This is a genomic window from Streptomyces qinglanensis, from assembly GCF_900111245.1.
GTDB lineage: Bacteria > Actinomycetota > Actinomycetes > Streptomycetales > Streptomycetaceae > Streptomyces > Streptomyces qinglanensis.
Genome location: NZ_FOGO01000014.1, coordinates 90,630 through 117,244 on the forward strand (window position 1 = coordinate 90,630; position 26,615 = coordinate 117,244).

The window sequence follows — 26,615 nt, forward strand, 5'->3', positions numbered from 1 at the left end:
GCGGCGCCCGCATCGCTGAGCCGAGACACGACGTCCCCGCCACCGCGAAAACGCGGGGCGGGGACGTCGGGTGCGGGGCCGGGGGTCAGGCGGAGAAACCGTCCACCTCGCGGGGGTCCCGGGGGCCGGGGCCGACATAGCGGGCGGAGGGGCGGACGAGGCGGCCGGTGCGCTTCTGCTCCAGGATGTGCGCCGACCAGCCGGCGGTGCGGGCGCAGGTGAACATCGAGGTGAACATGTGGGCCGGGACCTCGGCGAAGTCGAGGACGATGGCGGCCCAGAACTCGACGTTGGTCTCCAGCACCCGGTCGGGGCGGCGGGCGCGCAGCTCGGCGAGGGCGGCCTTCTCCAGGGCCTCGGCGACCTCGAAGCGCGGGGCGCCCAGTTCCTTGGCGGTGCGCCGCAGCACGCGGGCGCGGGGGTCCTCGGCGCGGTAGACGCGGTGCCCGAAGCCCATCAGCCGCTCGCCCTGGTCGAGCTGGCGCTTGACGAAGGCGTCCGCGTCGCCGGTGCGCTCGATCTCCTCGATCATGCCCAGTACCCGGGAGGGGGCGCCGCCGTGCAGCGGGCCGGACATGGCGCCGACCGCGCCGGAGAGCGCGGCGGCCACGTCGGCGCCGGTGGAGGCGATGACGCGGGCGGTGAAGGTGGAGGCGTTCATGCCGTGCTCGGCGGCGGAGGTCCAGTAGGCGTCGACGGCGGCCACGTGCTTGGGGTCGGGCTCGCCGCGCCAGCGGCGCATGAAGCGCTCGACGACCGTGTCGGCCTTGTCGATCTCCTTCTGCGGCACCATCGGCAGGCCCTGGCCGCGCGCGGACTGCGCGACGTAGGACAGGGCCATGACGGCGGCGCGCGCCAGGTTGTCGCGGGCGGTGCGCTCGTCGATGTCGAGCAGCGGTTTGAGGCCCCAGACCGGCGCGAGCATGGCGAGCGCCGACTGGACGTCCACCCGGATGTCGCCCGAGTGCACCGGGATGGGGAACGGCTCGGCGGGCGGCAGGCCGGGGTTGAAGCCGCCGTCCACGAGCAGGCCCCACACGCTGCCGAACGACACGTGGCCGACCAGGTCCTCGATGTCGACCCCGCGGTAGCGGAGCGAGCCGCCTTCCTTGTCGGGTTCGGCGATCTCCGTCTCGAACGCGACGACTCCCTCGAGCCCGGGTACGAAGTCGGACATCTGGCGGCTCCCTCGTAAAGCGCCGTCAGAGCGGGCTGACGGCGGACGACCTCTGGCGTGGCTGCTCGGGGCAGCGGTCTGGCGTGGCTGCGCTGAGGCAGCCGTTCGGCGTGGGCTGCGCGGGGCAGCGTGGTCTGCGGTGCGGGCGCGGCGAACGGTTCCGCTGCCGATCAGGCGGCTCACGGACCGGACCGTCACCTCGGTCATGCCCGCCCCGACGGATGGTCACGCTCCCCTGCCTGTGGCCTGGAGCACGCTGCTGGGCGGAGCGGCAACGATAGCCCGAGGTGTACGACTGCCACAGCTCTCGGGGCAGGATTCTGGTGGTTCCGGCGGCTGCGCGGGAGGGTGAGATGAGGCACAGAGACCGATTCCGGGCGTTCAGGTGTGCGACCGGCGTCCACCGGGCAGACTGTCCGACCGCGGCCGGGACGGATGCTGCAAGATAGCGGCGTGCCTCACGCTGATGACGTTGACGACGCTGCCGCCGACCCCGCCGACGCAACCGCCACCGCGGATCCGACGGATCCGACCACCCTCGACCCCGCCGCGATGCGCGCCCACTACCGGGACGAAGGGCTCAGTGAGAGCGAGCTGGCGCCCGATCCCTTCGCGCAGTTCACGCTCTGGTTCGCCCAGGCCACCGCCAGCGGGCTGCACGAGCCCAACGCCATGATCTGCGCCACCGCCGACGAGCGCGGCCGCCCCAGCACCCGTACCGTCCTGCTCAAGCGCCACGACGAGCGGGGCTTCGTCTTCTTCACCAACTACGGCTCCCGCAAGGGCCGGGAGATCGAGGCGAACCCGTATGTGTCACTGCTCTTCCCCTGGCACGGCATCGCCCGCCAGGTGATCGTCTCCGGCACCGCGGAGCGCACCGGGCGCGACGAGACGGCCGCCTACTTCCGCACCCGCCCGCACGGCTCGCAGCTCGGCGCCTGGGCGAGCGAGCAGTCCTCGCGGGTGGCCTCCCGCCAGGAGCTGGACCGGATGTACGCGGAGCTGGCCGCGCGCTACCCGGAGGGCGAGGACGTTCCGGCCCCGGCGCAGTGGGGCGGCTACCGGGTGCGGCCGGAGACGGTCGAGTTCTGGCAGGGCCGGGAGAACCGGCTGCACGACCGGCTGCGCTACAGCCGGTCGGAGGGCGGCGGCTGGGAGATCGAGCGGCTCTGCCCGTAGCGGGCGGTCCGGCTCGTGCCGGTCCCGCGAGCTTCGTGGCGGCCCCCGGGCTCTGTCGGGCCCGGGCCGCTGCCGGGCCTCCGCCGGACTTCCGCGCGGCGGCCGGACAGGCCGCGGGGGCGGCAGGACGACGGCAGGAGAACAGCAGACGGCCCGTGGGCGACTCCCTCCGCCTGCGCGAGGTGCGCGAGGCGGACGGCGTCGGTCGGACGAGTCCGACGAGCCCACGGGCCGGGTGACTGCTGTGGATTGGCCGGCGAGCCGGCGTCACGCCAGTGGCGTCGGCCTCAGGCCGCAGCCACCTCACACGTCCGGTGATTGATCATCAGCCGGATCACCTCCTTTCCTGTGTAATCCCCACCGTAGGCACCGCCCCCAGAGGCGGCAATCGAATTTCGGGGCGGCAACGATTTCCGGGAACTCGCTGTGCGGTGCGTCACGTTCGAGTTGAATGATCCGTACACGTGTCGTGGCGCTCCGCGACGGGCGCCGCGCCGCGACCTACGGGCGGACGCACAAGCGACGGACAGCCACAGCGACAAGGGGGTGCCGAGGTGGCCGCTCGACCCGAGACTCACTCCGCGTCGTCCTCGGACGACGAGGGCGGGCCCGACGACGAACTCCTGCTCGCCGCGCTGCTGGACGGCATGGACGCGGCACTGTGCGCCTTCGACGCCGACGGCGTGGTCACCCACTGGAACCGCGAGGCCGAGCGGATGCTGGGCTGGACACAGGAGGAGGCCGTCGGGCGCAAGGGGCTGGCCGGCTGGGCGGTGCGCCCGGCCGACGCGCCGGAGGTCGAGGGCCGGCTGCTCGGTGCGATGAGCTCGCCCGGCCGCCAGGTCCACGAGTTCGCGCTGCTGACCAAGGACGGCGGGCGGGTGCTGGTGCGCATCCAGTCCTCCGGCGTCACCGGTGCCGACGGGCGGCCCAAAGGGGTCTACTGCGCGTTCAGCGAGGTGCACGCGCAGATCGACCTGGAGCGCTGCATCGCGCTGAGCGAGGCGCTGCTGGAGGACGCCTCCTGGGGCGTCGTCCTGGTCGACGCCGACCTGCGGCCCGCCGTCGCCAACGCGTCCGCGGCCCGCGCCTTCCGGGTGCCGGCCCGTGCCGCCATGCTCGGCCGCCCGCTCGGCGAGCTGCTGGAGCAGGGCATGGAGGAGCTGGAGGGCGCGCTCCAGCACGTGCTGGGCGAGGGGGCGCCGCCCGGTCCCGCCGAGATCTGGGTGACGCTGCGCCCGCCCGCCGACCGCGAGGGCACAGGCGGTGCCGACGCGGCGGACACCGGCCGGGAGGACGGCGCCACCGCGCAGGACGGCTCCGGCGGTCCCGGCCGCAGCGGCGGCTCCGGACGCGCCGGTGCGGGGGGCTCCGTGGACGACGCGGCCGACGCGGGCGCCGTCCCCACGGAGTCGGCCCGCCGCCGCTGCTGGCGCAGCGGCTTCCTGCGGCTGGCGTCGCCGCTGGCCGAGGAGCCCGTGCCGCTGGGGGTCGCCTGGCTCTTCCAGGACGTCACCGCGCTGAAGCGGACCGAGCGGGAGGCCGCCCAGCTCCGCTTCCGGGACAGCCAGCTGCACCGCGCGGCGCGGGCGGCGGCCGAGTGCGCCGATCCCACCGAGGCCGCCTGCCTGCATCTGGAGTTCGCGCTGGCCGGTTTCGCCGACCACGCGCTCCTGGACCTGGCCGCCGACCCCGGCCCCGAGCCCTCGCGCACCCGGGACGCCTCGCTGGACGCACTGCCGCCGAGCGACCCGCGGCTGGTGCGGGCCGCGCTGACCCCCGCGGTCGAACGCGGTCGGCCGCCGTTCATCGAACCGGGCACCGCCAGCGGCATCCCCGTCGCCTACCCGGAGGGCCATCCGGCGCTCCAGGCGTACCAGCGCTGCACCTCGGTACGGGCCAGCAGCGGCGAACACCGCGGTCCGGATGCGGTGGAGTGGGCCCGGTCGCGCAAGTGGCCGCGGGGCAGTGTGCACGGGCTGTGCACGGTGCTGCGCTGCCGAGGCCGGTCGCTCGGCGTGGTCACCTTCCTGCGGGACGCGGGCCGCCGCCCCTTCGACCGGGAGGACGCGGACTACGCGGAGCAGATCGCCGCGCACGTGGCGGCCGCGGCCGATCTGGCGGGCGTGCTGGGAAACGGTCAGCGGTAGAAGATCCGGTCCGCGTACTCGGCCATGACGCGGGCGTTCCAGTCGTGTCCGCCGTCCACGTTCCCGGAGCGCAGCATGGGCGGCTCCACGCCGCGGCGGGCCAGCGCCCCGGTGGCGGTGGCGACGATGGCCTGCATCACCGCGCTGGTCACCACCGTGGAGGCGGGCGCGAACGGCGCGTCGACGCCCTCGGCGGTCAGTTCGGCGTCGCCGAGCGGGATCCGGCTGTCGACGACGAGGTCGCAGTGGTCCTTGAGGAAGGTGCCGGTGGTGTGCCGGGACCTGGTCTGCGCCGCGTATGCGACCGAGGTGACGCCGACGACCTTGAGGCCGAGCGCCTGCGCGTTGAGGGCCAGCTCCACGGGGAGCGGGTTGCGGCCCGAGAGGGAGATGATGATCAGTACGTCGCCCGCGCGGGCCGGGCTGGAGTCCAGGGCTGCGGCCGCCAGTCCGGAGACCCGCTCCAGGGCGCTGCCGAGGGTGGCGGGACGCACGTCCACACCGACCGCGCCGGGGACGTTGAGCAGGTTCATCACCGCGAGGCCGCCCGCCCGGTAGACGGTGTCCTGCGCGGGCAGTGAGGAGTGGCCCGCGCCGAAGGCGAAGATCCGGCCGCCGTCGCTGATCGTCCGGGCCAGCAGCTCGCCCGCGGCCTCGATCCCGGCCGCCTCTCCGTCCCTGACCTCCTGCAGCAGCGCGACGGCCGCGTCGAAGAAGTCCTCGGCCAGGGTCCTGTGCGCCTGCTCCGGCAGCTCGGCCTGCTCGCCCATCGCGCGCCTTTCGCGTCCGTGGTCCGCGCGGCACTCGTCCGTGCGGCCCGCGGCCCGGTTCCGTTGTGTAGTACGCCGCTCACGGTGCGGTCCGTACGGCGCTCACGTTGAGGTCTGGACCTTTCTTCTGTCAACCGCTTCTGTCAACCGCCCGGTGCCCGTCCGCCGGTCCGGCTCGCGGGCGGGGCGGCGCGGTTGTCGGTGCGATGCGTCAGAATTGCTTGAGGGCCACCGCACGAGCTGACTAGGGGCTACGCAATGTCAGGACTCATCGACACCACGGAGATGTATCTCCGCACCATCCTGGAGCTTGAGGAGGAAGGTGTGGTCCCGATGCGTGCCCGCATCGCCGAGCGCCTGGACCAGAGCGGTCCCACGGTCAGCCAGACCGTCGCGCGGATGGAGCGGGACGGACTCGTCACGGTCGCCGGGGACCGCCATCTGGAGCTGACGGACGAGGGCCGGCAGCTCGCCAAGCGTGTGATGCGCAAGCACCGGCTGGCGGAGTGCCTGCTGGTCGACGTCATCGGGCTGGAGTGGGAGCAGGTGCACGCGGAGGCGTGCCGCTGGGAGCACGTGATGAGCGAGGCGGTCGAACGCCGGGTGCTCGACCTGCTGCGGCACCCCACCGAGTCGCCGTACGGCAACCCGATCCCGGGCCTGGAGGAGCTGGGCGAGACGGCGGAGGCCGACCCCTTCCTCAACGAGGGCCTGGTCAGCCTCAACGACGTGGAGACGGGCGGCGACGGCAAGACCGTCGTGGTCCGCAGGATCGGTGAGCCGATCCAGATGGACGCGCAGTTGATGTACACCCTGCGGCGGGCCGGTGTGCAGCCCGGCGCGGTCGTGAGCGTGAATGCGGGCTCCGCGGGCGGCGTCCAGGTGGGCAGCAGCGGCGAGGCGGCGGAGCTCGGCACGGACATCGCCGCGCACGTGTTCGTGGCCAAGCGCTGAGCGTCGGCTCGTCGGTCCGTCGGTCCGTCGGCTCGCCGGTCCGTCGGCTCGTCGGCCGTGGCCGGTTGAGTGTCCGGATGGTGCGCGGGGTCGGCCTTCGGACTCCTGATGCCGTGCGGCGTCCGATGCGGGCGTTGCCCCGTTGACCAGGTCTGCCGAGCCGGTCGTGCCGGTCGCTCGGTGGTGCGGACTGCCCGCGTCGGCCGACTGCGGGGAGCGGGCGGCTGTCCGTACCGATCGGCCGTGCCGCGGCGGCGTGCGGGCGCGCTGCTCCGGCCCGGAACTCGGTGCCTGGTGGCGCGGTTGGCAGCGGCCGGAGTGCGGCATCTGGGGTGTACTTGGTGCCGGGACCGGGACCGGGACCGGACTGAAGCCGGGACCGGGACCAGTGCCGGGATGCGGCCCCGGTGCGGCGGGCCTCGGCGGGGGCGCATCCGACCGCGAGTGCTCCGGCTCCCGTTCGCCGCGCCCCGGCGCTGACCAGTGCGCCGTGCCGGGCACGGAGCGCCGGGCGCCGCCCGTGGGGATGGGCGTCTTCCCAAAATCTCCCTGCCGTACCAGAGTTGCCCGGACACGAGCGGTCGCGTGGGTACCGTGCGACGCTGTCGCTGCCGGGAGGGGAGCCATCGATGCAGTGTTGCGTGGGCCCTGCGGCGCCCTGCTCGGGTGGGCCGAGCAGGCGGGACTCCGGTGCCTACGGCTCCCGGAGCCCCGCCTCCCCATGTCCCCCCGCGGCGACCCGGAGCCCCGAGCTCTCAGGGTCTGCCGCCCTCCCGGTTCCTGTCTCCCCCGGGGGAGGGCGGGCAACCCCGCGACGATGTCACTCGAAGGTGGGGTATTCGCCGTGAGCCTCGGCTGTTCGAATACGGGTTCGATAGTCTGACGCGGCGGTCACGGGAGTGGGGGTGTCACGACGCATGGTGCGACGGATCGATGTGACGGGTGTGGACGGAATCCACCTGGCGGCCTGGGAGTTCGCCGACCCGCCCAAGGCCGGTCCCGAGGCCGTGGCAGGGGGCGCCCCCGAGCCCGGTGCGGCGCCCCGCGCGCTCGACAGCCGGGGTGAGACACAGCGCCGCAAACCCCCCGGAGTGCTGTTACTGCACGGACTCATGGGCCGGGCGTCGCACTGGGCGAGCACCGCCCGCTGGCTCACCGACCGCTACCGTGCCGTCGCCCTGGACCAGCGCGGTCACGGCCGCAGCGACAAGCCGGACGAGGCCCGCTACGACCGGGAGGCGTACGTCGCGGACGCGGAGGCCGCGCTCGAACAGCTCGACCTGGCCCCCGTCGCCCTCGTCGGCCACGCCATGGGCGCGCTGACCGCCTGGCAGCTCGCCGCCAAGCGGCCCGACCTCGTCCAGGCCCTGGTGATCAGCGACATGCGCGCCTCGGCGCTCGGTGAGCAGTCGCAGCGCGAGTGGGAGGAATGGTTCACCTCGTGGCCGGTGCCGTTCGCGACCCTCGCCGACGTCCGCAGATGGTTCGGTGAGGACGACCCCTCGCTGGAGCGTTCCCGGGCTTCGCGCGGTGAGTTCTTCGCCGAGGTGATGGCCGAACGCGAGGACGGCTGGCGGCCCGTGTTCTCGCCCGAGGTGATGATGCGGGTCCGTGAGGCGTGGGTGCACGACGCGCACTGGGACGAACTCGCCCAGGTCCGCTGCCCCACCCTCGTCGTCCGCGGTCTCGACGGCGAACTGGGCCGCGCCGAGGCGCAGGAGATGGTGCGGGTGCTGCCGCGCGGAATCTACGCGGAGGTCACGGAGGCCGGACACCTCATCCACTACGACCAGCCCGACGACTGGCGCCGCGTCGTCGAACCCTTCCTCCAGGCGGCCCTCCCCGCAGGCACCTGACCGGCCCGCCCGACCACCTGACCGGTGCGCTCCGGTCGCGCGGAGCCTGAGATCCGGCGGCCTCCGCGTCTTCACCGCCGCGGAGGCCGCCGGGCCGCCGTCGCGGCGGTTCCGGCCACCCGGTGCTGCGGGGCGCCGGCCGGACCGCCCGGCGCCGGGTGCGCGCGGGAGGCCGCTCCCGGCACCGGGCCGGGTGCCGGGCTGCCGGGTGCCGCCGCTGCGGGGCCGGTGGCGGCGGGCGAGCCGGTCGCCGCGTGGTCCGTCGTCCCGGTCGGCCCCGCCGCCGGGCGGCCCGGCCCGTACGGCGCCGCAGGGTCCGTCGTCTTGCGGCCCGTGGCGCCCGTGGCGCCCGTGCGGCCTGCGGCCTCCCGGCCGCAGGCGTAGGCGAGGGTGGGGAGCAGTTCGTCGACGTCCGGCAGCCAGCGGTTGGCGGCGTTGGGCTCCCGGGCCCATTGGACGGCCCCGCGGGTGCCCAGCCGGGTGGGCGGCGCCGCCACCCAGTCCCCGGCGCCCTTGGTGTGCAGGTCCAGCGCGGTGGGCGACCAGCCCAGGCGGCGCAGGACGGCGGGCACCTTGGCCGCGACGCCAGGCAGGACGAAGAAGAGCATCCTGCCGTCCGGGGTGCAGATCACCGGCCCCAGCGGCTGCGCCATCCGCTCCAGCCGGGTGAGGGCGAGGCAGCCGGCCGTCTCGGAGACCTCCAGCGCGTCGAAGGCGCGTCCGGTCGGCAGCAGTACGGCGGCGCGCGGTTCCGTCGCCCACAGCCGGCGCACGGTCGTCGCGCTCCCCGTCGTCTCGTCCGCCCAGCGGGCGCGCGCGGGATGCGCGCCGGGCGCGGGGCAGGCGCGCTCCCCACAGGCGCAGCGCGGCACGCCGTCCAGCGTCTCCAGCCAGGTGCCCGGGAAGACGTCCCAGGCCCGCTCCTGGGCATAGCGCACCGCGTGTTCCAGCGGAGCGGTCTGCGGCGCCGTGCGCTGCCCCGGAATGCGCGTGTGCGGGGTCGTTCCAGAAGCGTCAGAAGTATCAGAGGTATCAGAGGTAAGGATGATGGTCTCTTCCACGACCATCACAACTTTCATCCCCCTCAGGGGTTACGGGCGCGGAGCGGGGCGGCCCGGGGCACGACGGCGCATACGCCGGTCGAGCCGTCGCTGATTCCGCAGCCCAGGGGGCAGCCCGCGCTTGGAACGGCGCATAGGGGCATGTGTAGGGGCGCGTACACAGAAGGGCGGTCCTGGGTGGGTAGTCCCCCTGCGGTGCATTGCGCTGTGAAGGGCGGGGTTCGAGGGAATCACGGGCATATGCGCCGCACATGGAGCAGTGATCGGTCCGGGGCAGTACGGAAACCACGGAGGGGGATCTCATGGCCGCCAGGCCACTCGTCGCGAGGCAGCCCAACGAACGCCTCCAGGCGCTCATCCAGGAAGCCGGGTGCTCGAACGCGGGCCTGGCACGCCGCGTCAACCTGTGCGGGTCCGAGCACGGACTGGACCTGCGCTACGACAAGACCTCCGTGGCCCGCTGGCTGCGCGGGCAGCAGCCGCGCGGCCGGGCACCCGGCATCATCGCCGAGGCGCTCGGCCGCAAGCTGGGCCGCACCGTGACGATCGACGAGATCGGCATGGCCAACGGCAAGAACCTCGCCTCCGGTGTGGGGCTGCGGTTCGCCCCCACCGTCGTCGGCGCCGTCGAGCAGGTCTGCGAGCTGTGGCGCAGCGACGTGGGCCGCAGGGACTTCCTGACGGGCTCGACCGTGGCGGCCTCCGCGCTGGTCGAGCCGAGCCGGGACTGGCTGATCACGCAGCCCGACCACCAGGTCTCCCGCTCCTCCGGGGCCCGGGTGGGCGAGCCGGACGTGGCGGCCGTGCAGGCGATGACCGAGGCGCTCTCCGACCTGGACCACCGCTACGGCGCCGGCCACATCCGCCCCGTGGTGGTGCACTACCTCAACAGCGTGGTGTCCGGGCTGCTGGCCGGCTCCTACAAGGAGGCGGTCGGCAGGTCGCTGTTCGCCGCCGTCGCCCGGCTGACCGAACTGGCCGGCTACATGGCCGTGGACACCGGGCAGCACGGGCTGGCGCAGCGCTACTACATCCAGTCCCTGCGACTGGCCCAGGCCGCCGGGGACCGGGCCTACGGCGGCTATGTGCTCGCCGCGGGAATGAGCCACCTCGCCGCGTCGCTTGGCAACCCGCGGGAGATCGCGCAGTTGGCGCGCGCGGCGCAGGAGGGCGCGCGGGGGCGGGTGACGCCCCGCGCCGAGGCGATGTTCCACGCCGCCGAAGCCCGCGGGCACGCGCTGATGGGGGACGAACGGGCCTGCCAGGGCTCCACGTCCCGCGCGCTGGCGGCGATGGACGGCGCCGACTCGGCGGCCGAGTCCGGCGACGACCCGCCCTGGATCGCCCACTTCGACCGCGCCTACCTCGCGGACGAACTCGCGCACTGCCACCGCGACCTGGGGCAGGCCGAGCGTGCTGCGGCCCGTGCGGAGGAGGCCGTCACCGGCCACCCGGAGGGGCGGGCGCGGCGGCGCGCGATCGGGCTGTTCCTGCTGGCCGACGCGCAGGTCCAGCAGCGCGAGGTGGAGCGCGGCTGCCACACGGCCGGCCAGGCCGCGCGGCTGCTGGCCGGGCTGCGGTCGGACCGAGGGGCGGAGTATCTGGAAGACTTCCGGCTGCGGCTGGAACCGTACGGGGAGGAGCCCGTGGTGCGGGAGTTCAACGAGAGTCTGGAGCCCACCTCCGCAGCGTGAGGGGCGGGTACCGAGACGAGCGCCGACCCGAGCGCCGCGAGGAGAGCCGCGAGGAGAGCCGACCCGAGCGCCGAGATCAACGCCGAGATCAGCGCCGAGATCGGCGCCGAGACGAGCGCCGAGGTCAGCGCCGGGACGAGCGCCGAGGTCAGCGCCGAGACGAGCGCCGAGGTCAGCGCCGGGACGAGCGCAGCCGCATGAGCAGCCGCGTGAACCGAGGTGCGAGACCCCTCGAGGAAATGCCGCATGCATCCCCTTCTGAGTGCTTCATGCTGACATCAGGTGAAGGAAGGGTGTCCGCACATCTGGGTGCGTGGTCGCCCGTTGGGGTGACCCGGTAGCGTGACCCGACGCTTCCGCTAGCCATGCGAACGAGGAGTCTTGGTGACAACGCACAACGGACGCGGACAGGACGGGACTTCCGGCTCTCCCGGTGACGCCCTGCCCGCCTCCACGACCCCCTACGAGGGAGTCGTGCTGCCGTCCAACGGCGACCCGTGGACTCCTCAGCAGCAGCGCCAGGTCCAGTCCGAGCGCGACCACGTGCAGCCGCCGGCCGGGCAGCCGTGGGGCCAGCCCTGGGGGCCCGGCTCCGACGCGGCCCAGGGCGGGACACCGGAGACCGGAGCCGCGCCCGGCACGCAGAACAGCCCCGGCTACTGGGGCGCGCCGCAGCAGGGCGACCGGCCCGGTGCGCTGCCGCCGGAGGGCGCCCCCGCCCGCCCGCCGCACCCCCCTTCGATGCCGCCCGAGAGCGCCGGGCCGCTGCCCGGGGCCCCCGGACCCGGAGGAGCGCAGGGTGCGGGCGGCCCCGGGGCCATGCCGCCCGAGGGAGCCCCGGGATACGACCGGCCCGGCCCGGATGCCTACGGTCAGGCACCGTCGGTCGGCACGGGATACCCGCAACCGGGTGCCGGGGCGGCTGATCCGTACGGGGCGCCCGCGCAGGGCGGCGCCCACGCGCTGCCCCAGCAACCACCGGCGTACCCGCCGTCGACCGGCCCCGCGGACGGCTCGGGACGGCACGCCGCGCCCGCGCCGTCGACGGCGCCGCCCGGCCCGCCGCTGCCCGGGGCCGCGGACGGTGACGCCACTCAAATGCTCCCGCCCTTCCCGGCGGACCTGCCGTCCCCCGGCGGGGCCTCGCCGGGCGGAACTGCCGCCCCCGGCGGCGCCGTCGGGCCCGACGACGGCACCCAACTGCTGCCGCCGCAGCCTGCCGGGCCGGTGGGCGGCGGTCCGGACAGCGAGGCCACCCAGTACATGGCGCCGGTGGCGGGCGCCGACTCCGAGGCCACCCAGATGCTGCCGCCGATGTCCGCCGACGCGGGCCCGCCCGGCGCCGGGGGCCAGAGCCCGGGGGAGCCCGAGGCGCGCAAACCGCTCCCGGAGTTCGAGAACCTCTTCCGCTCCGACTCCCCGCGGTCCGGCGGGCCGGGGCAGCCCTCCGGAGGCCGGGACGAGCCGGGCTCCACGCAGAGCATGCCGGTGTTCGACCAGGCGGCGGGGCCGCCGGGGCAGGGCGGCGGTTACGGCTATCCGCAGCCGGGCTCGCAGGGCGGCGGTTACGGCTATCCCCAGTCCGGCTCACAGGGTGGTGGTTACGGCTATCCGCAGCCGGGCTCCCAGCAGTACGAGCCGCAGCCGGGCGGCCGGGCGGCGCGGCGGGACGCCGACCGGGGCCGTCGCCGTACACCTCCGTGGCTGCTGATCGGCGGCGGCCTGGCGGGAGTCGCCGTGGTCGGGCTGGTCGTCGGCCTCCTCCTCGCGGACGGTGGCGACAGCTCGGGCGGCGACAAGCCGAAGGCGTCCACGGCCCCGGCGGGGGAGGAGTCGAGCGCTCCCGCCGATCCCGTCGAGGCGCAGGCCAAGAAGCTGGACGCGCTGCTGGCCGACAGCAACAACAGCCGCTCCCAGGTCATCCGTTCCGTGCAGAACATCAAGAACTGCACGGAGCTGGACAAAGCAGCCAGCGATCTGCGGTCCGCGGCCAAGCAGCGGACCGGCCTGGTGCGGCGGCTCGGCGAGCTGGAGACGGACAAGCTGCCCGACAGCGCGGAGCTGAACTCCGCGCTCAAGAGCGCCTGGCGCTCCTCGGCCTCCGCCGACAACCATTACGCGGCCTGGGCGGACCAGGCTGCGGGCAAGAAGGGCTGCCACAAGGGCAAGGCCAAGACGACCCGGCAGCTCGCGGCGGCCAACCGCGCCAGCGGCTCGGCGACCACCGCCAAGAAGAAGGCCGCGGGGCTGTGGAATCCGACGGCGAAGAAGTACGGCCTCAAGGAGCGCCCGTTCGGCTCGCTGTGAGCACCCCGCGCACCCCGCACGGGCGCCGAGCCGGGACCGAGCGGGCGGCGCCGAGCGGCGGGTGGCGCACGGGAGCCGGGCGGGGCCGGCAGGCCGCACACGGCGGGGTGCCCGCCCGCTGCCCGGCCGGGACCGGGCGGTCCTGCCGGGGCAGGGTGCCTCCGGGAGGGCCCGCGCCCGGCCGCCCGGCAGGCGGAACGTAGGGTCGGTGACCATGCAGCAAGCAGGTTCGGTGAAGTCTTCCCGACGTGGGCGTCGTTCCACCACCATGGACGGCATGCCTGTCAACGACGTGCCCTGGTGGCGCTGGCGCAGCAACGTGCGCTCCGCGCTGCACATGCTCTCCGACCAGACCTTCCAGCACGAGTGCTGGCTGACCGGACGCCCCGGATACGGCGATGTCACGGACGCCGTCTACCGCCTGGTCGAGGACACCTGGCTGGACAACTGGTCCGCGGAGAAGTACGTCGGGACGATCTTCCGCGACGCGCAGGAGGCGCAGGCGGTGGACGCGGCGGTGCTGCGGGTGCTGCGCATCATGCACCAGGTCGGCGCCGACGCGCCGGTCGCCTCGTACCTGGAGCATCCGGAATGGCCGGAAGCCGTCCGGGCCGCGCGGGAGGCGCACACGCTGCTGGCCGGCAACGACGGCGACGACCCCGACGAGCCGCCCCGCTCGCTGGAGGTCCTGGCGATCATGCTCAGGGCGGTGTGACGGGAGGCACCGGGCGGATGTGACCGGCCTCAGGGGCCGGGTGTGCCCGGCAGCCACGGGCCGGGTGCGACCGGACGCACCGGCTGCGCGCACCGGGTGCGGGGGCACGTCCGCGATGTGCCAATCTTGGGGCCATGAGCCAGTCGCACCCCGCTCCCGACCGTTCCGCCGAAGCCGCCGGGGGCACCGCAGCCGCCGGAGCCGCCGAGGGCGGGCAGCCCGGCCAGTTCCTCCTCACCCTCTCGTGCCCGGACAACCAGGGCATCGTGCACGCCGTCTCCAGCTATCTGTTCATGACCGGCTGCAACATCGAGGACAGCCAGCAGTTCGGGGACCGCGACACCGGGCTCTTCTTCATGCGCGTCCACTTCACCGGGAACACCACCGTGGAGAAACTGCGCGCCAGCTTCTCCGCCGTCGGCGACTCCTTCCGGATGGACTGGCAGATCCACCGGGCCGAGGAGCGGATGCGGGTCGTCCTGATGGTGAGCAGGTTCGGGCACTGCCTCAACGACCTGCTCTTCCGTTCGCGGATCGGTGCGCTCCCGGTCGAGATCGCCGCGGTGGTCTCCAATCACACCGACTTCGCCGAACTCGTCGCCTCCTACGACATCCCCTTCCATCACATCCCCGTGACGAAGGACACCAAGGAGGCTGCCGAGGAGCGGCTGCTGGAGCTGGTCGAGGAGGAGCGGGTCGAGCTCGTCGTCCTCGCGCGCTACATGCAGGTCCTCTCCGACAACCTGTGCAAGCGGCTGTCCGGGCGGATCATCAACATCCACCACTCGTTCCTGCCGAGCTTCAAGGGCGCCAAGCCCTACCACCAGGCGCACGCCCGCGGCGTCAAACTCATCGGCGCCACCGCGCACTATGTGACCGCCGACCTCGACGAGGGCCCGATCATCGAGCAGGAGGTCGAGCGGGTCAGCCACGACGTCACCCCCGAGCAGTTGGTCGCCGTGGGGCGGGACGTGGAGTGCCAGGCGCTGGCCCGCGCGGTGAAGTGGCACAGCGAGCACCGTGTGCTGCTCAACGGCCACCGCACCGTCGTCTTCACCTGACGCCCTGACGCCCTGGGCCCGGGACCGCACCTGGTGGCGCTCCGGGGCCGCCTCGGCGCGCGGTGGCGTCCCGGCGGGCCGCGGCCGCCCCGCGGCCGCCCGGGTCCGGGGCCGGTCAGAGGCGGGAGAGCGAGGCCGTGGCGTAGAGGACGTCCTGGATGGCCTGCGGGTCGCCGTCCTGGCCCGCGGCGGCGTCCAGCGGCGGGACATGGCCCGCGGCGAGCTGGCAGAACTCCAGGTCGTCCAGCGCGATGTGGGCCACGGTGCGCTCCGGCGAGGCGCGGGTGCCGGGAGAGTCCAGCGGGATGTACCAGTCGCCGCCACCGCTGCCCTCGATCTCCAGGTGCAGCGTGCGCCCCGGTGCTCCGGCGGTGGCCAGACCGCGCACCGGTGGCGCGAGTCCGCTGCGCCGACGGGCCGCGATGGCGCCGGGAAGCTGCCGGGCTGCGAGGTCGACGAGCTGGTTCAGATGCGCGGGTCCGGGTGGTTCGTACGGGTAGTCGACGGCCTGCGCGACGTCCCCGGCGTGCAGCCAGCACTCGAAGGCCCGGTCCAGGAAGGCGTCCCGGAGCGGGAGCGTGAAGCCGCCGTAGTCCACGCGCCGGTCCGGCGCGGCGTGCTCGCCGCCGGGCCCGGCGTCCTCGGCGGCGAGGAACGACACGTCGCGGATCAGCGCGTGGCTCTGCTCGCGCCAGCGTTCGCGGGCCGCCTGGGCGCGGTGCCCGGCGTCGTCCAGCGCCCAGTAGACCTCCGTCCGGGCCTGCGGACCGGCGCCCGGACCGGTGGGCAGCGCTCCGGAGGGCAGCGGGTCGGGCAGTCCGATGCCGGTCGCGACCAGCCCGTCCACCGCGAGCAGATGGCCCAGGACACCCGCCACGGTCGTCTCCCGCGCGGCCTGCCGCTCGCCGTCGAACCAGCGCAACTGCACCGGAGCACGCCACTCCTCCTCGGCCATGTCGCGCAGCAGCGCATCCAGCCGGGCCGTCTCGGCGTCGTACGGAGCCGCCCAGGCGGGCATCGGTATACGGGCCGGACGGCGGTCGAGGCAGCCTTCCAGGACGCGGGACCGCAGCATCGGATCCAGGTCGAGGCTGTCCTCGGAGTGCAGCAGGCCGACCGCGTCCCGCAGCCGCAGCGCCTCCTCGGCGCAGGGCGCGCAGTCGGTCAGATGTGTTTCGACGGCGGCCGTCTCCGCCGCGGAGCAGGCAGCCAGCGCCCAGGCCCCGAGCAGCGAGGTGAGCACCCGGTGCTCGTCCGGGCCGGGCGGGGTGTCGGCGGTGCCGGTCGCGGGCGCTCGCCCGCTCGGCTCCGGCCCGGCGGGCTGTTCCGGGCCCGGTCGGGCCGGTGGCCGGCTCACGGCCGGTACTCCGCGCCGGGTGGCGCCAGGGCGGGCCGGGGCATGGCGGAGGAGAGGAGCTGGAGGCCCAGCCGCAGCCGGCGCCGGGCCTCGTCCTCGGTGACGCCGAGGGTGCGCGCGGCCTGCCGGTAGTCGTGCCGCTCGAAGTAGGCCAGTTCGAGCGCGGCACGCAGCGAGGAGGGCATGGAGGTGACGATGTAGTCGGCCCGGGCCGCGGCGGCGGCCGCGCGGACCTGCTCCTCGAACCGCTCGGCCTGCTCCGGGGAGTCCGGGTCCGCGTCCCGCTGCTGCTGCCGGCGGAGTGCGGCGGTCGCGGTCCGCTGGGTCAGTGCCGCCACCCAGGCCCGCATGGGGCCTTCGCGCGGATCGAAGGCGCGTGGGTGCTCCCAGATGTACGCGAAGACCTCCCGCGTCGCGCTGTCGGCCGCCGCCTCGTCGTCCAGCACCCGGTGGGCGAGGCCGTGCACCAGGGAGGCGAAGCGGTCGTAGAGCTCGCCGAGCGCCGCGGCCTCACCGCGCGCGAGCCGTTGCTGCATCTTCCGGTCCCAGCGCGGTGATGTGTCGTTCGCCAAGGTGGCCCCCAGTCCTCCGGTTCCGCCGTCCGCTTCCGTTCTGCTTCCGTTCCGCGTCCCGCGGTGGCGCGTCCGGCGGTTTCCCTTCCGCTCCTGTGATGCCCGTCAACCCCTCGAATGTAGTGCGAGCCGTGGACAACGCACGCCCCTTTTGACGCAACGCGCGCCCCGACGGTGTCGCCGAGGGTGCATATCGCGTCACGCTGTGCGTGTTCCGGGTGGGAGGTGAGAGATTGGAGGGGTGGATGCGGTCCGGTGTTATGGGGGCGTGACCACAAGTTCCCGCAGGTTCCCGCGGGTAAGGGCAGGGGAACGCATAGGGTCGGTTCCCCGGGACCAGTTTTGGAGGGATGGGCCAGGGCAGCCGACTGCTGTAGGCGATCGACGAAGGGGTTGCGGGGCGTGTCGTTGAAGGTGCTGGAGGAGGAGCGGGACGGGTGGGCCGTGCTCCGGGTCTCCGGTGAGCTGGACCTGGTCACCTCACCCGCGGTGCGGCAGCATGTGCACGATGCCGTCGCGGAGGGGCGCAGGAGCCTCGTGCTCGACCTGTCCGACGTCCTCTTCTGCGATTCCAGCGGAGTGGGCGTCCTGATCGCCTCCCGCCGGCTGATGCGCTCCTGCGCGGGGCGGCTCCGGCTCATCCTGCCCGCGCGCGGCGCCGAGGACGGCTCCCACGTCAACCGGGTGCTCTCCGCACTCGGTGTACGACGGCTCTTCGACTGCTACCCGGACCTGGCCGCGGCCACCGACGCGCACACGACCACCGGCCCGCTCACCGCGTGACACCCCGTCGCCGCGCGGTGTGACGGCACCGCGTGCGCAGGAGTCCGTTTCCTCCTCCCACCCCCGCCTCCACCTCTGCCTCCCACCCCCGCCTCGCGCTTCATCCCGGACCCCCGCTCCCGGCCGCCTCTGCGGCTCCCGAGAACCTCTCGCGCAGCTTGTACTTGAGTACTTTGCGCAGTGTCCCGCTGCGGGGCAGCGCCTCCACCACCTCCACCTGCTCGGGCAGTTTGTAGGTGGCCAGCCCCGCGTCGCGGAGATGCGCGGCCACCTCCTGGAGTGTGATCCGCGCCGCTCCCGCGGGCTGCTCGACCACCGCGCACACCCGCTCCCCCCGCTCCGGATCGGGCAGTCCGATCACGGCCGCGTCGGCGACCGCGGGGTGCCGGTAGAGGAAGTGCTCGATCTCCTTGGCCGAGATGTTCTCGCCCTTGCGGATGATGATGTCCTTGGTGCGCCCGGTCAGCACCAGGTGCCCGCTATCCAGCACGCGGCCCAGGTCGCCGGTGAGCAGGAAGCCTTCAGCGTCGAAGGCTTCGGCCGTCCGCCGCGGGTCCAGATAGCCGTGGCACACCGCCTCGCCGCGCAGCCGGATCTCCCCCTCGCTCCCGGTCGGCAGCGGGGTGCCGTCCGGTGCCGTGACGCGTATCTCCATTCCGGGGGGCGGGCGGCCCTCGGTGGTGGCGAGCTGTTCCGGGGTGTCGTCGGGGGAGCCCATCGTGATCATCGGTGCCTCGGTCATGCCGTAGCCGTGCGCGAGCCGGCAGCCGAGTTCGGCGACCACCTCGTGGTAGAGCTCGGGGGGCTTGGGGGCACCGCCGCCCGCGAGCAGCCGCAGGCTCGGGATCAGCCGCTCCCCGGGCCGGGCGCGCTGCTGCGCCAGGAACATCGAGTAGAACGCGGTCGAGCCCCCCGCCGTCGTCACCCCGTGCCGCCGGTACCCCGCCAGTGCGCCGGGCAGCGCGAACTTCTCGAACAGCACCGCGGGGAACCCGTACAGCAGCAGCATCACCAGATAGTCCGGGCCACCGATGTGGGCGTAGGGGAAAGCGATCGAGCCCACGTCGTCGGGGACCGGCCGCAGCGCGTGGGCCAGACAGGAACCTCCGGCGAGCAGGCTCCGGTCGGTGTGGCGGACCCCGCACGGTGCGGCGGTGGTGCCGGAGGTCCAGTAGATCCAGCGCACTTGCGTCCCGTCCGCGGGCGGGGGCGGGGGCGGGGGCGGGGGCGGTGGTCCCGCGGTGGGTTCCGGCTCGGCGAGAGCCTCCCCGGCCGTGAGTGTGCGCGGGGCGACTCCGTGCCGCTCGCGGACGCGGTCGGCCAGCGCGGCGTAGTCGGTGCCGTGCCGGCGGCCGGGGTGGACGTACCAGGCGGCCCCGGTCGTGCGCAGCGCGAGCGCCACCTCCCGCTCGCCGTGGCCGGGGAGGAGGGGCGTCTGCCGCGCGCCGAGGCGGGCCAGCGCCAGGGAGAGCACGACGGTTTCGATGCGGCTGGGGAGCTGCCAGGCGACGGTGTGCTCGGGGCGCACGCCCCGCGCGCAGAGCCCGGCCGCGGTGCGTTCGGCGTGCTCTCGCAGCTCGCCGAAGGTGAGGGACTCGTCGTCGGCCGGATCGTCCGCCGCCTGGATCAGCGCGCGCGCTCCGGGTGTCAGGTCGGCGCGGCGCACGACCAGTTCCCACAGGGTGCGCGAGTCGGCGAGGGCGCGGGCGACGGCGGTGGCGTCGGGCCCGCGGGCCGTGGTGCCGTCGCCGTGCCGCTCGTCTTCCCGGTGTCCGGCGGTCATGCTGCCACCCCCATGCCGAGTTTTTCTGACGTTCCGTCAGTTAGTGGGGGAAGCGTAGGGGGCGGCGCCTTGTCGGTCCAGGGGTGCGGGGCTAGCCTCGTTCCGAGCCTGTTTCTGACGGAGCATCAGATCCTGGTATGGCGAGGGGGCCACGTCCGTGACCGAACTACCGCGCATCGTCAGCGTCGACGACCATGTGATCGAGCCCGCGCACCTCTTCGAGACCTGGCTGCCCGCCAAGTACCGGGACCGCGGCCCCAGACCGCTGACCGCCGGGATCGGCGAACTGGAGTACGTCGGCGGCAGGTACCGGATCGCGATGGACCCGGACGGACCGCCCGCCGACTGGTGGATCTACGAGGATCTGAAGTTCCCGTACAAGCGCAACATCGCCGCCGTGGGCTTCGACCGGGACGAGATGACCCTGGAGGGCATCACCCGCGACCAGATGCGCCCCGGCTGCTGGGATCCGGCCGAACGCCTCAGGGACATGGACCTCAACCACGTCGAGGCGTCGCTGTGCTTCCCCACCTTCCCCCGCTTCTGCGGTCAGACCTTCGCCGAGGCGCACGACAAGGAGGTGGCCCTGGCCTGCGTACGCGCCTACAACGACTGGATGGTCGAGGAGTGGTGCGGCGACTCCGGCGGCCGGCTCGTGCCGCTGTGCCTGATCCCGCTGTGGGACATCGACCTGGCCGTCGCCGAGATCCGTCGCAACGCCGCCCGCGGCGTCCGCGCCGTCACCTTCAGCGAGATCCCCACTCACCTGGGGCTGCCCAGCATCCACAGCGGCTACTGGGACCCCTTCTTCGCCGTCTGCGAGGAGACCGGAACCGTCGTCAACATGCACATCGGCTCCTCCTCCCAGATGCCCGCCGCCTCCCCCGACGCACCCCCGGCCGTCCAGGCGTCGCTCTCCTTCAACAACGCCATGGCCTCGATGATGGACTTCCTCTTCAGCGGCGTGCTCGTGCGGTATCCGCGGCTGAAGCTCGCCTACAGCGAGGGCCAGATGGGCTGGATCCCCTACGCGCTGGAGCGCGCCGACGACGTGTGGGAAGAGCACCGTGCCTGGGGCGGTGTCCGCGACCTGGTCCCCGAACCGCCTTCCCGCTACTACTACCGGCAGATCTTCTGCTGCTTCTTCCGCGACAAGCACGGCGTCACCGCACTGGACGCGGTCGGCCGGGACAACGCGACCTTCGAGACCGACTACCCGCACGTCGACTCCACCTTCCCGCACACCCGGCAAGTCGCCCTCGACCACGTACGGGGGCTGGATGAGGAGACGGTGCACAAACTGATGCGCGGCAACGCCATCCGGATGCTGGAACTCGACCTGGAATGAGGCGCGGAGCGCGCGCGGGGCGTGCGAGGGGCGTGCGCGGGACGCGAACGGGGCGGGAACAGGGACTGTGCGCACGGACCGGGAGCGCGGCTGCCCGGGAGCGCGGCGCGGCTGCCCGGGGCGCGGGGCGCTGGTTCGACTCGGCGCAGGGCGCAGGGCGCAGGGCGCAGGGCGCGGAGCGCGGGGAGCCGAGGGAGCCGGACGTGGTGAGGAGGACCCGATGGAGCTGGCGTACACGCGGGACGACGAGGAGTTCCGGACCCGGCTGCGCTCCTGGCTGGCCGCCGTCCTGCCCACCCTGCCGCCGCGCCCCGACCCGCTGGACTGGCCGGCGCGGCGGGCCTACGACATGGGCTGGCAGCGCAGGCTGTACGACGCGGGATACGCGGGACTGCACTGGCCGCAGGCGGCCGGCGGCCGGGGCGCAACCCCCGTCCAGCACCTGATCTTCCTGGAGGAGACGGAGGCGGCCGGAGCCCCCTACGTCGGTGCCGGATTCGTCGGTCTGCTGCACGCCGGGCCGACGATCGCCGCCGAGGGCGGCCCGGCGCAGCGCGCCCGCTGGCTGCCGCCGATCCTGCGCGGTGAGGAGGTGTGGTGCCAGGGGTTCTCCGAGCCGGAGGCCGGCTCCGACCTGGCCTCGCTGCGCACCCGGGCAGTGCGCAGCGGCGACAGCTACGTGGTGACCGGAACGAAGATCTGGACCTCGCACGCCGAGGTCGCCGACTGGTGCGAACTGCTCGTGCGCACCGACCCGGAGGCGCCCCGGCACCGCGGCCTCACCTGGCTCGCGCTGCCGATGGACGCGCCCGGGGTCACCGTGCGCCCGCTGCGCACCCTGGCCGGGTCGCAGGAGTTCGCCGAGGTCTTCCTGGACGAGGTGCGGGTGCCGGTCGGCAACCGGGTCGGCGCCGAGAACGACGGCTGGCGGGTCACCATGGTGACTCTCTCCTTCGAGCGGGGCACCGCGTTCGCCGGCGAGGTCGTCGCCTGCCGCCGCACCCTGCGGCAGCTCGCCCGGCGCGCGCAGCGCGACGGCCGCTGGGAGGACCCGGCCCTGCGGCGCCGACTCGGCAGGCTGAACGCGGAGTTCACCGCCCTGTGGCGGCTCGTCCAGTGGAACGTCAGCGAAGCCGCCCACGCGCTGCGCCACGGCGGCAGCGGAGTGCCCGGAGCGGGCGGTTCGGTCTTCAAGCTGCGCTACTCGCACGCGCGGCAGGAGCTGTACGAGACGGCGGCGGCTGTGCTGGGTCCCGGGTCGCTGGACCTGGCCGAGGAGTGGACGCGGGAGCGGCTCTCCTCGCTCTCGTACACGATCGCGGCCGGCACCTCGCAGATCCAGCACAACATCGTCGCCGAGCGCGTCCTCGGCCTGCCGAGAGGACGGTGACGGCGCGGATGGACTTCCGGCTGACGCGGGACCAGGAGGCGCTGCGGCGCGGCATGCGCGACCTGCTGGCGGCGAGGTTCGGGCGCGAGGAGCTGCGGGCCGCCGTCGACGGGGCGGACGGGGCGGAGGGGGCGGACCGAGTGGCCGGGGCGGCCGGGGCGGACAGGGCGGCCGGGACCGACAGGTCCAACGCGGGAGAAGGCGCTGACCGCGCCGGGGAACGGTCGGTGCCGGGCGGTCGGCTGTGGCGCGAGCTGGGCGCGGCGGGGCTGTTCGCCCTCCGGGCACCGGAGCGGTCCGGAGGTGTCGGGTCGGGCCTGCCGGAGGCGGTGCTGGTGTTCGAGGAGGCGGGGCGGGCGCTGCTGCCGGGCCCGCTGGTCGCCACGGAGTTGGCGGGCAGTACGGGCCTGGTGCCGGGAGCCGCGGAAGGCACGGTGCCGGTGACGGCACTGGCGGGGGCCCGTGCCGGGGACTGCGCCCTCGTCGAGCACCTGGCGTCGGCGGGCGCCGTGCTGCTGCTGGAGGAGGGCCGCCCCGCCCGGGTGCTGGACCCCGCGGCGCCGGCCGCGGTACCGATGCGCTCGGCCGACCCGCTGACGCCGCTGCACCGCGTCCGGGCGCCGCTGCCGGGACCGGACCGGGCCCCGTACCGGTCCGCGGACGGGTCCGCGGACGGGGCCGTGGACGGAGGCGAGGGCGCGGCGCCCGACGGGGGAGTGCTGCTGCTGGAGGGAGCCCTGCTCGCCGCCGCACAGCAACTCGGCAGCGCCCGGCGGACGCTGGAGCTGGCGGTCGGGTATGCGCGGGAGCGCGAGCAGTTCGGTCGGCCGATCGGCAGTTTCCAGGCGGTGCAGCACCTGTGCGCGGGGATGCTGGTCCGTTCGGAGACGGCCAGAAGTGTGGTCTACGCGGCGGCTGTGACGGCGGACGAGGCGGAGATCCGCGCGGCGAAGCTGCTCGCCGACACCGCCGCCGTGGACAACGCCCGCGACTGTCTCCAGGTGTACGGCGGAACGGGCTTCACCTGGGAGGCAGATGTCCATCTGCACCTGAAACGCGCCTGGTTGCGTGCGGAGCAGTGGTGCGCCGCCGCGGGCTCGGAGGAGCGGTTGGCCTCGGCGCTCCTGCGTCCCGCGGGTCGGTGAATGTCCCCTTCGACCGGGACATTCGATGCGCGTGATTACGCAGGGTTATGACTGTCTTGTGTGTGACTCTTGGCCACCGTGAGCGGAAGATCGTATTCCACTCGGATACGCTCCCTGGATGCGAGTACGGCGGCCGCGGGCCGCCGGTGGAAGGCGCGGGCCGCGCCGCCGCGCGGTGCCGGCCCCGACGGCCAAGGGGTGTAAGGGTGTCCACGAGATACGGGTGCGGTCGTTCGAGTCCCTGTACTCGACGTCGCACAGTATGCCGTGCGTCTACTCCTTTGCGCCGGAATATGCCTGAAGCGCTTGTTGGCTTCACTGCGAGTCAACCATGCTGTTCTCGCTGGAGTCACAATCCGTGACTACATGGAGACGCGAGGCGATGTGTCCGCCAGTTCGGATGGTGTGAGCGGTGCAGGTGCTTCTGGAGCAGTTGGAGATCGGATCCGATCCGACGGAGGTGGGGCGTGCCCGGAGGTGGGCCCGGGCCCGGCTGGCGGGATCGGGGGTGGACGCCGATGAGCCGCTGGCCGAGACGCTGATTCTGCTGATCTCGGAACTCGTCACCAACGCGGTGGTGCACACCGGCTGTCCGGCCGTCCTGTGCATGCTGCTGCCCCGGCGCTGCCCCGCCGGGGTCGCGCACGAGGCGGGATCGGTGCGGGTCGAGGTGGCCGACGCGAGCAGCCGCGCGCCGCGCCGCCGCCTCGCCGAAGGGGAGGACACCGGCGGTCGCGGGCTCGAGCTCGTCTCGGGTCTCGCCGACCGCTGGGGCTGGGAGCACGAGCCGGGCGGCAAGCGGGTCTGGTGCGAGCTGGACACCGCACCGCTGGGGGCGGTGGATCCCGTACCGGCCAACGGCCGGGAGCCGGGCACCCGTCGGGAGGCCCGGGTGAGCGGTGAGCCGCGTGCCGGGGTGAACGCGGGTGTGCGCGTCAATGTGGCAGGGGCGGGCGCTGGCGCGTTCGGCTGAGCGCGCGCCGGGCAATACGGGCATAACCCCCAAAGTCCAGACCAGGTGTTGACGTCTCGTACCGGTTTGATCACCCTTGGGTGGAGCGATTCGTCGTGAGGGGACGACGAGGTGCCTGAGGTTCCTCGGCGAGTGCGGGTCGCGTTCCGGTGCCGACCTCCGTCCGAGGGCAGGTCCCCGAGCGCCGGAGTCGGGTGGCGGTATGCCGTGCCGTGCTCGGGGCGCGCACCGGAGCGCCGCCACCCGACTGTGCTGGGCCCCGCAGTCGCCCCGGCGCCCCGTGGGCGGCCGCCGTCACAGCACCGCGACCGGCGCCACCGGGGCGCCGGTGCCGCCCGTGAACGGCTCGGGCTGCGCCGCCAGCAGGAAGGTGTAGCGCCCCTCGTCGGCGCAGACCTCGGAGAGTTCCTCCAGGTTCCAGTTCTGGCCCTGCAGCATGCCCATCTCCACCAGGTGCAGGGCGTGGACCGGCAGCCAGAGGTCCTCGATCTCGGGTGGGACGATCTCGAACGTGAGGGTGTCGTTGGCCACGGCGGCGACATCGCGCGCGTGGAACCAGGCGGGCGTGCGCAGCGACAGCCCGGGGGAGGGGTGGGCGTAGCCCTCCCGGTCGCCCGCCAGGTAGCGGCGGATCTGCCCGGTCCGTACGAGTACGATGTCGCCGGCCCGCACCCGGCAGCCCCCGAACTCCTCGGCTGCCGCGAGGTCCTCGGGCGTCACCGCGTGCGCGCCCGCCGTGAGCTCCTCGCCGCGGGCCCGCGCCACGTCGAGCAGCACCCCGCGGGAGACGAGGGGGCGGCTCTTCTCGATCCCGCTGAACGCGGCGCCGTCGTGCGCGGTGACCGTGGTGGCGGGGCGGCCGTTGTAGATCCGCCCGCCGTGCGAGACGTGCGGGAGGCCGTCCCAGTGGGTCCCGGCCTGGAGCCCCATGGTGACCGCGTCGTCGCTGGTGGCGACCGCGCCGGCGCCGAACAGTTCCAGATTGAGCGCGACCATCGTGTGCAGCGGGTTCACCCGGCCGGGGATCAATCCCGTCTGCACCCCGTCCTGCTGGAGGGGCAGGGCGAGCGGGACGCGGCGGCCGGTGCGCACGCAGGCCGCCGCCTCCCGCACCACCGCGTCCGTCACCAGGTTGAGGGTGCCGATCTCGTCGTCGGCGCCCCAGCGCCCCCAGTTGTTGACGCGCCGGGCGATCTCGGCGAACGCGGGGCAGTGTGCCGGAGCGGTCATCTGTCCTCCCGGGGTGCTCGGGTGCTCGGGTGCTCTGGTCCCGGCCCGGCTCGGGCGGCTCCGGCTCGGGCGCGGCCGGTTGCAGGGGGCTTGTGTTCGGCCGGGGCCTGCCCAAGAATCTAACGGGTCGTCAGATATTCGGGAGGGGGCCGACGTGGGTGATTTCCTGACCGGGAAGGTCGTCGCCGTCACCGGCGCCGGGCGCGGTATCGGCCGTGCGGTGGCGACGGCGTGTGCCGACGAGGGAGCCGAGGTCGTCGTCAACGACTACGGCGTCTCCGTCGACGGCGGCGCACCGCACAGCGAGATAGCCGAGTCCGTCGTGCAGGAGATCACGGAGGCGGGCGGACGCGCGGTGGCCGTCGCCGACGACATCTCCACGATGGACGGCGGGCAGCGCGTCGTGGACACCGCCCTCGCCCACTACGGCCGTCTGGACGGGGTGGTCTGCGCGGCCGGAATCCTGCGCGAGCGGATGCTCTTCAACATGAGCGAGGAGGAGTGGGACACGGTGCTCGCCACCCACCTCAAGGGCACCTTCACCGTCTTCCGCGCCGCGAGCGCCGTGATGCGCGCCCAGCGCGGCGGCACCCTCATCGGCTTCACCAGCGGCAACCACCAGGGCTCCGTCGCGCAGGCCAACTACGCGGCGGCCAAGGGCGGCATCATCTCGCTCGTCCGCAGTGCGGCGCTCGGCCTGCACAAGTACGGCGTGACGGCCAACGCCGTGGCGCCCGTGGCCCGCACCAGGATGTCCGCCAATGTCCCCATGGAACTGGCGGAGATCGGCGCACCCGAGGACGTCGCCCCCCTCGTCGCCTACCTCCTCAGCGAGCACGCCCGGCGGCAGGAGGTCACCGGACAGGTCTACACCGTCGCCGGGCCCAAGATCGCGGTGTGGGCGCAGCCGCGCGAACTGCGGTCCGCCTACGCCGACGGCGCCTGGACGCCCCGGCAACTGGCCGACCGGCTGCCCGGCACCGTCGGCCAGGACCCGATGCCCCTGCTGGCGCGGCTGGCGGAGATGTCCGAGGCTGCCGCCCGCAAGGACCGGCCCCAGGCATGACCTGGACCTGAGGACGTCCGGCCCCGCCCACCGGGACCGGCCCC

Annotated in this window: 20 protein-coding genes and 1 pseudogene; 14 read left to right on the forward strand and 7 right to left on the reverse strand. The window is 74.0% G+C overall.

The window, feature by feature from the left end; all coding sequences use genetic code 11:
- Nucleotides 1–85 precede the first annotated feature (85 nt).
- On the reverse strand, nt 86–1,177 hold the full coding sequence (locus tag BMX65_RS25250; RefSeq protein ID WP_075002653.1) for a citrate synthase 2: 1,092 nt from the start codon (nt 1,175–1,177) through the stop codon (nt 86–88).
- A gap of 552 nt (nt 1,178–1,729) precedes the next feature.
- Between BMX65_RS25250 and pdxH the strand changes: the two genes are divergently transcribed.
- Both pdxH and BMX65_RS32265 read left to right on the forward strand, forming a co-directional pair.
- The gene (gene pdxH / locus BMX65_RS25255) at nt 1,730–2,356 is read left to right on the forward strand and encodes a pyridoxamine 5'-phosphate oxidase (RefSeq protein WP_075002743.1); all 627 of its coding nucleotides are present in this window, start codon (nt 1,730–1,732) and stop codon (nt 2,354–2,356) included.
- 554 nt (nt 2,357–2,910) lie between these two features.
- Nucleotides 2,911–4,506 carry a PAS domain-containing protein gene (locus BMX65_RS32265; RefSeq protein WP_107437572.1) on the forward strand — a complete coding sequence of 532 codons (1,596 nt, stop codon included), beginning with the start codon at nt 2,911–2,913 and terminating at the stop codon, nt 4,504–4,506.
- Here the strand turns inward: BMX65_RS32265 and BMX65_RS25270 are convergent.
- Nucleotides 4,497–5,276: an SIS domain-containing protein gene (locus BMX65_RS25270; protein WP_075002654.1), complete on the reverse strand. Its 780-nt coding sequence runs from the start codon at nt 5,274–5,276 to the stop codon at nt 4,497–4,499. The genes BMX65_RS32265 and BMX65_RS25270 overlap by 10 nt on opposite strands.
- Before the next feature lie 258 nt (nt 5,277–5,534).
- On the opposite strand from BMX65_RS25270, the gene BMX65_RS25275 reads away from it, so the two are divergent.
- The gene (locus BMX65_RS25275) at nt 5,535–6,230 is read left to right on the forward strand and encodes an iron-dependent transcriptional repressor DtxR (RefSeq protein WP_075002655.1); all 696 of its coding nucleotides are present in this window, start codon (nt 5,535–5,537) and stop codon (nt 6,228–6,230) included.
- A gap of 917 nt (nt 6,231–7,147) precedes the next feature.
- The gene (locus tag BMX65_RS25280) at nt 7,148–8,086 is read left to right on the forward strand and encodes an alpha/beta fold hydrolase (protein WP_075002656.1); all 939 of its coding nucleotides are present in this window, start codon (nt 7,148–7,150) and stop codon (nt 8,084–8,086) included.
- A gap of 359 nt (nt 8,087–8,445) precedes the next feature.
- On the opposite strand, the pseudogene BMX65_RS25285 reads toward BMX65_RS25280, so the two are convergent.
- Nucleotides 8,446–9,153: pseudogene (locus tag BMX65_RS25285) on the reverse strand (bifunctional DNA primase/polymerase); the annotation flags it as partial.
- Between the two features lie 296 nt (nt 9,154–9,449).
- Between BMX65_RS25285 and BMX65_RS25290 the strand changes: the two are divergent.
- The 4 genes from BMX65_RS25290 (at nt 9,450) to purU (ending at nt 14,924) form a co-directional block, all read left to right on the forward strand.
- The gene (locus BMX65_RS25290) at nt 9,450–10,841 is read left to right on the forward strand and encodes an NsdA family TPR-like regulatory protein (protein WP_075002657.1); all 1,392 of its coding nucleotides are present in this window, start codon (nt 9,450–9,452) and stop codon (nt 10,839–10,841) included.
- 384 nt (nt 10,842–11,225) lie between these two features.
- Nucleotides 11,226–13,148, forward strand: coding sequence for a hypothetical protein (locus tag BMX65_RS25295; protein WP_239502215.1), 1,923 nt, complete (start codon nt 11,226–11,228; stop codon nt 13,146–13,148).
- Between the two features lie 214 nt (nt 13,149–13,362).
- Nucleotides 13,363–13,863: an SCO4402 family protein gene (locus tag BMX65_RS25300; protein ID WP_075002745.1), complete on the forward strand. Its 501-nt coding sequence runs from the start codon at nt 13,363–13,365 to the stop codon at nt 13,861–13,863.
- A gap of 134 nt (nt 13,864–13,997) precedes the next feature.
- A complete protein-coding gene (gene purU, locus BMX65_RS25305; protein ID WP_075002658.1) occupies nt 13,998–14,924 on the forward strand; it encodes a formyltetrahydrofolate deformylase in 927 nt (308 codons plus the stop codon).
- A gap of 115 nt (nt 14,925–15,039) precedes the next feature.
- Here the strand turns inward: purU and BMX65_RS25310 are convergent, their stop codons facing one another.
- Together BMX65_RS25310 and BMX65_RS25315 are read right to left on the reverse strand one after the other, a co-directional pair.
- Nucleotides 15,040–16,167 (reverse strand): zf-HC2 domain-containing protein, encoded by a 1,128-nt coding sequence (locus tag BMX65_RS25310; RefSeq protein WP_075002746.1) that lies wholly within the window; start codon nt 16,165–16,167, stop codon nt 15,040–15,042.
- Between the two features lie 110 nt (nt 16,168–16,277).
- Nucleotides 16,278–16,853, reverse strand: a complete 576-nt coding sequence (locus BMX65_RS25315; RefSeq protein ID WP_075002659.1) for an RNA polymerase sigma factor — start codon at nt 16,851–16,853, stop codon at nt 16,278–16,280.
- A gap of 402 nt (nt 16,854–17,255) precedes the next feature.
- Here BMX65_RS25315 and BMX65_RS25320 point away from each other — a divergent pair, with 402 nt between their 5' ends.
- Nucleotides 17,256–17,636 (forward strand): STAS domain-containing protein, encoded by a 381-nt coding sequence (locus tag BMX65_RS25320; RefSeq protein WP_019359510.1) that lies wholly within the window; start codon nt 17,256–17,258, stop codon nt 17,634–17,636.
- A gap of 100 nt (nt 17,637–17,736) precedes the next feature.
- Here BMX65_RS25320 and BMX65_RS25325 read toward each other — a convergent pair whose 3' ends face one another.
- The gene (locus tag BMX65_RS25325) at nt 17,737–19,419 is read right to left on the reverse strand and encodes a class I adenylate-forming enzyme family protein (protein WP_079172072.1); all 1,683 of its coding nucleotides are present in this window, start codon (nt 19,417–19,419) and stop codon (nt 17,737–17,739) included.
- 157 nt (nt 19,420–19,576) lie between these two features.
- On the opposite strand from BMX65_RS25325, the gene BMX65_RS25330 reads away from it, so the two are divergent.
- The 4 genes from BMX65_RS25330 to BMX65_RS25345 all read left to right on the forward strand — a co-directional run bounded on the left by BMX65_RS25330 (nt 19,577) and on the right by BMX65_RS25345 (nt 24,275).
- Nucleotides 19,577–20,767 carry an amidohydrolase family protein gene (locus BMX65_RS25330; RefSeq protein ID WP_075002660.1) on the forward strand — a complete coding sequence of 397 codons (1,191 nt, stop codon included), beginning with the start codon at nt 19,577–19,579 and terminating at the stop codon, nt 20,765–20,767.
- 220 nt (nt 20,768–20,987) lie between these two features.
- Nucleotides 20,988–22,157, forward strand: a complete 1,170-nt coding sequence (locus BMX65_RS25335) for an acyl-CoA dehydrogenase family protein (protein WP_075002661.1) — start codon at nt 20,988–20,990, stop codon at nt 22,155–22,157.
- An 8-nt stretch (nt 22,158–22,165) separates the two neighbouring features.
- Nucleotides 22,166–23,302 carry an acyl-CoA dehydrogenase family protein gene (locus tag BMX65_RS25340; protein ID WP_075002662.1) on the forward strand — a complete coding sequence of 379 codons (1,137 nt, stop codon included), beginning with the start codon at nt 22,166–22,168 and terminating at the stop codon, nt 23,300–23,302.
- A gap of 412 nt (nt 23,303–23,714) precedes the next feature.
- Nucleotides 23,715–24,275 (forward strand): ATP-binding protein, encoded by a 561-nt coding sequence (locus BMX65_RS25345; RefSeq protein ID WP_107437574.1) that lies wholly within the window; start codon nt 23,715–23,717, stop codon nt 24,273–24,275.
- Nucleotides 24,276–24,569: 294 nt separating this feature from the next.
- On the opposite strand, the gene BMX65_RS25350 is transcribed toward BMX65_RS25345, so the two are convergent.
- Entirely contained in the window at nt 24,570–25,505 is a 936-nt protein-coding gene (locus tag BMX65_RS25350) for a cyclase family protein (RefSeq protein WP_075002663.1), read from the reverse strand.
- 154 nt (nt 25,506–25,659) lie between these two features.
- Between BMX65_RS25350 and BMX65_RS25355 the strand changes: the two genes are divergently transcribed.
- A complete protein-coding gene (locus BMX65_RS25355; RefSeq protein WP_075002664.1) occupies nt 25,660–26,571 on the forward strand; it encodes an SDR family NAD(P)-dependent oxidoreductase in 912 nt (303 codons plus the stop codon).
- Nucleotides 26,572–26,615: the final 44 nt, after the last annotated feature.

What these genes read in the sequence shown, in the direction of transcription:
- BMX65_RS25250 (WP_075002653.1), bottom strand. Translation starts at nt 1,177, where the DNA reads ATGTCCGACTTCGTACCCGGGCTCGAGGGAGTCGTCGCGTTCGAGACG.
- pdxH (WP_075002743.1), top strand. Translation starts at nt 1,730, where the DNA reads ATGCGCGCCCACTACCGGGACGAAGGGCTCAGTGAGAGCGAGCTGGCG.
- BMX65_RS25270 (WP_075002654.1), bottom strand. Translation starts at nt 5,276, where the DNA reads ATGGGCGAGCAGGCCGAGCTGCCGGAGCAGGCGCACAGGACCCTGGCC.
- BMX65_RS25275 (WP_075002655.1), top strand. Translation starts at nt 5,535, where the DNA reads ATGTCAGGACTCATCGACACCACGGAGATGTATCTCCGCACCATCCTG.
- BMX65_RS25280 (WP_075002656.1), top strand. Translation starts at nt 7,148, where the DNA reads ATGGTGCGACGGATCGATGTGACGGGTGTGGACGGAATCCACCTGGCG.
- BMX65_RS25290 (WP_075002657.1), top strand. Translation starts at nt 9,450, where the DNA reads ATGGCCGCCAGGCCACTCGTCGCGAGGCAGCCCAACGAACGCCTCCAG.
- BMX65_RS25300 (WP_075002745.1), top strand. Translation starts at nt 13,363, where the DNA reads ATGCAGCAAGCAGGTTCGGTGAAGTCTTCCCGACGTGGGCGTCGTTCC.
- purU (WP_075002658.1), top strand. Translation starts at nt 13,998, where the DNA reads ATGAGCCAGTCGCACCCCGCTCCCGACCGTTCCGCCGAAGCCGCCGGG.
- BMX65_RS25325 (WP_079172072.1), bottom strand. Translation starts at nt 19,419, where the DNA reads ATGACCGCCGGACACCGGGAAGACGAGCGGCACGGCGACGGCACCACG.
- BMX65_RS25335 (WP_075002661.1), top strand. Translation starts at nt 20,988, where the DNA reads ATGGAGCTGGCGTACACGCGGGACGACGAGGAGTTCCGGACCCGGCTG.
- BMX65_RS25340 (WP_075002662.1), top strand. Translation starts at nt 22,166, where the DNA reads ATGGACTTCCGGCTGACGCGGGACCAGGAGGCGCTGCGGCGCGGCATG.
- BMX65_RS25350 (WP_075002663.1), bottom strand. Translation starts at nt 25,505, where the DNA reads ATGACCGCTCCGGCACACTGCCCCGCGTTCGCCGAGATCGCCCGGCGC.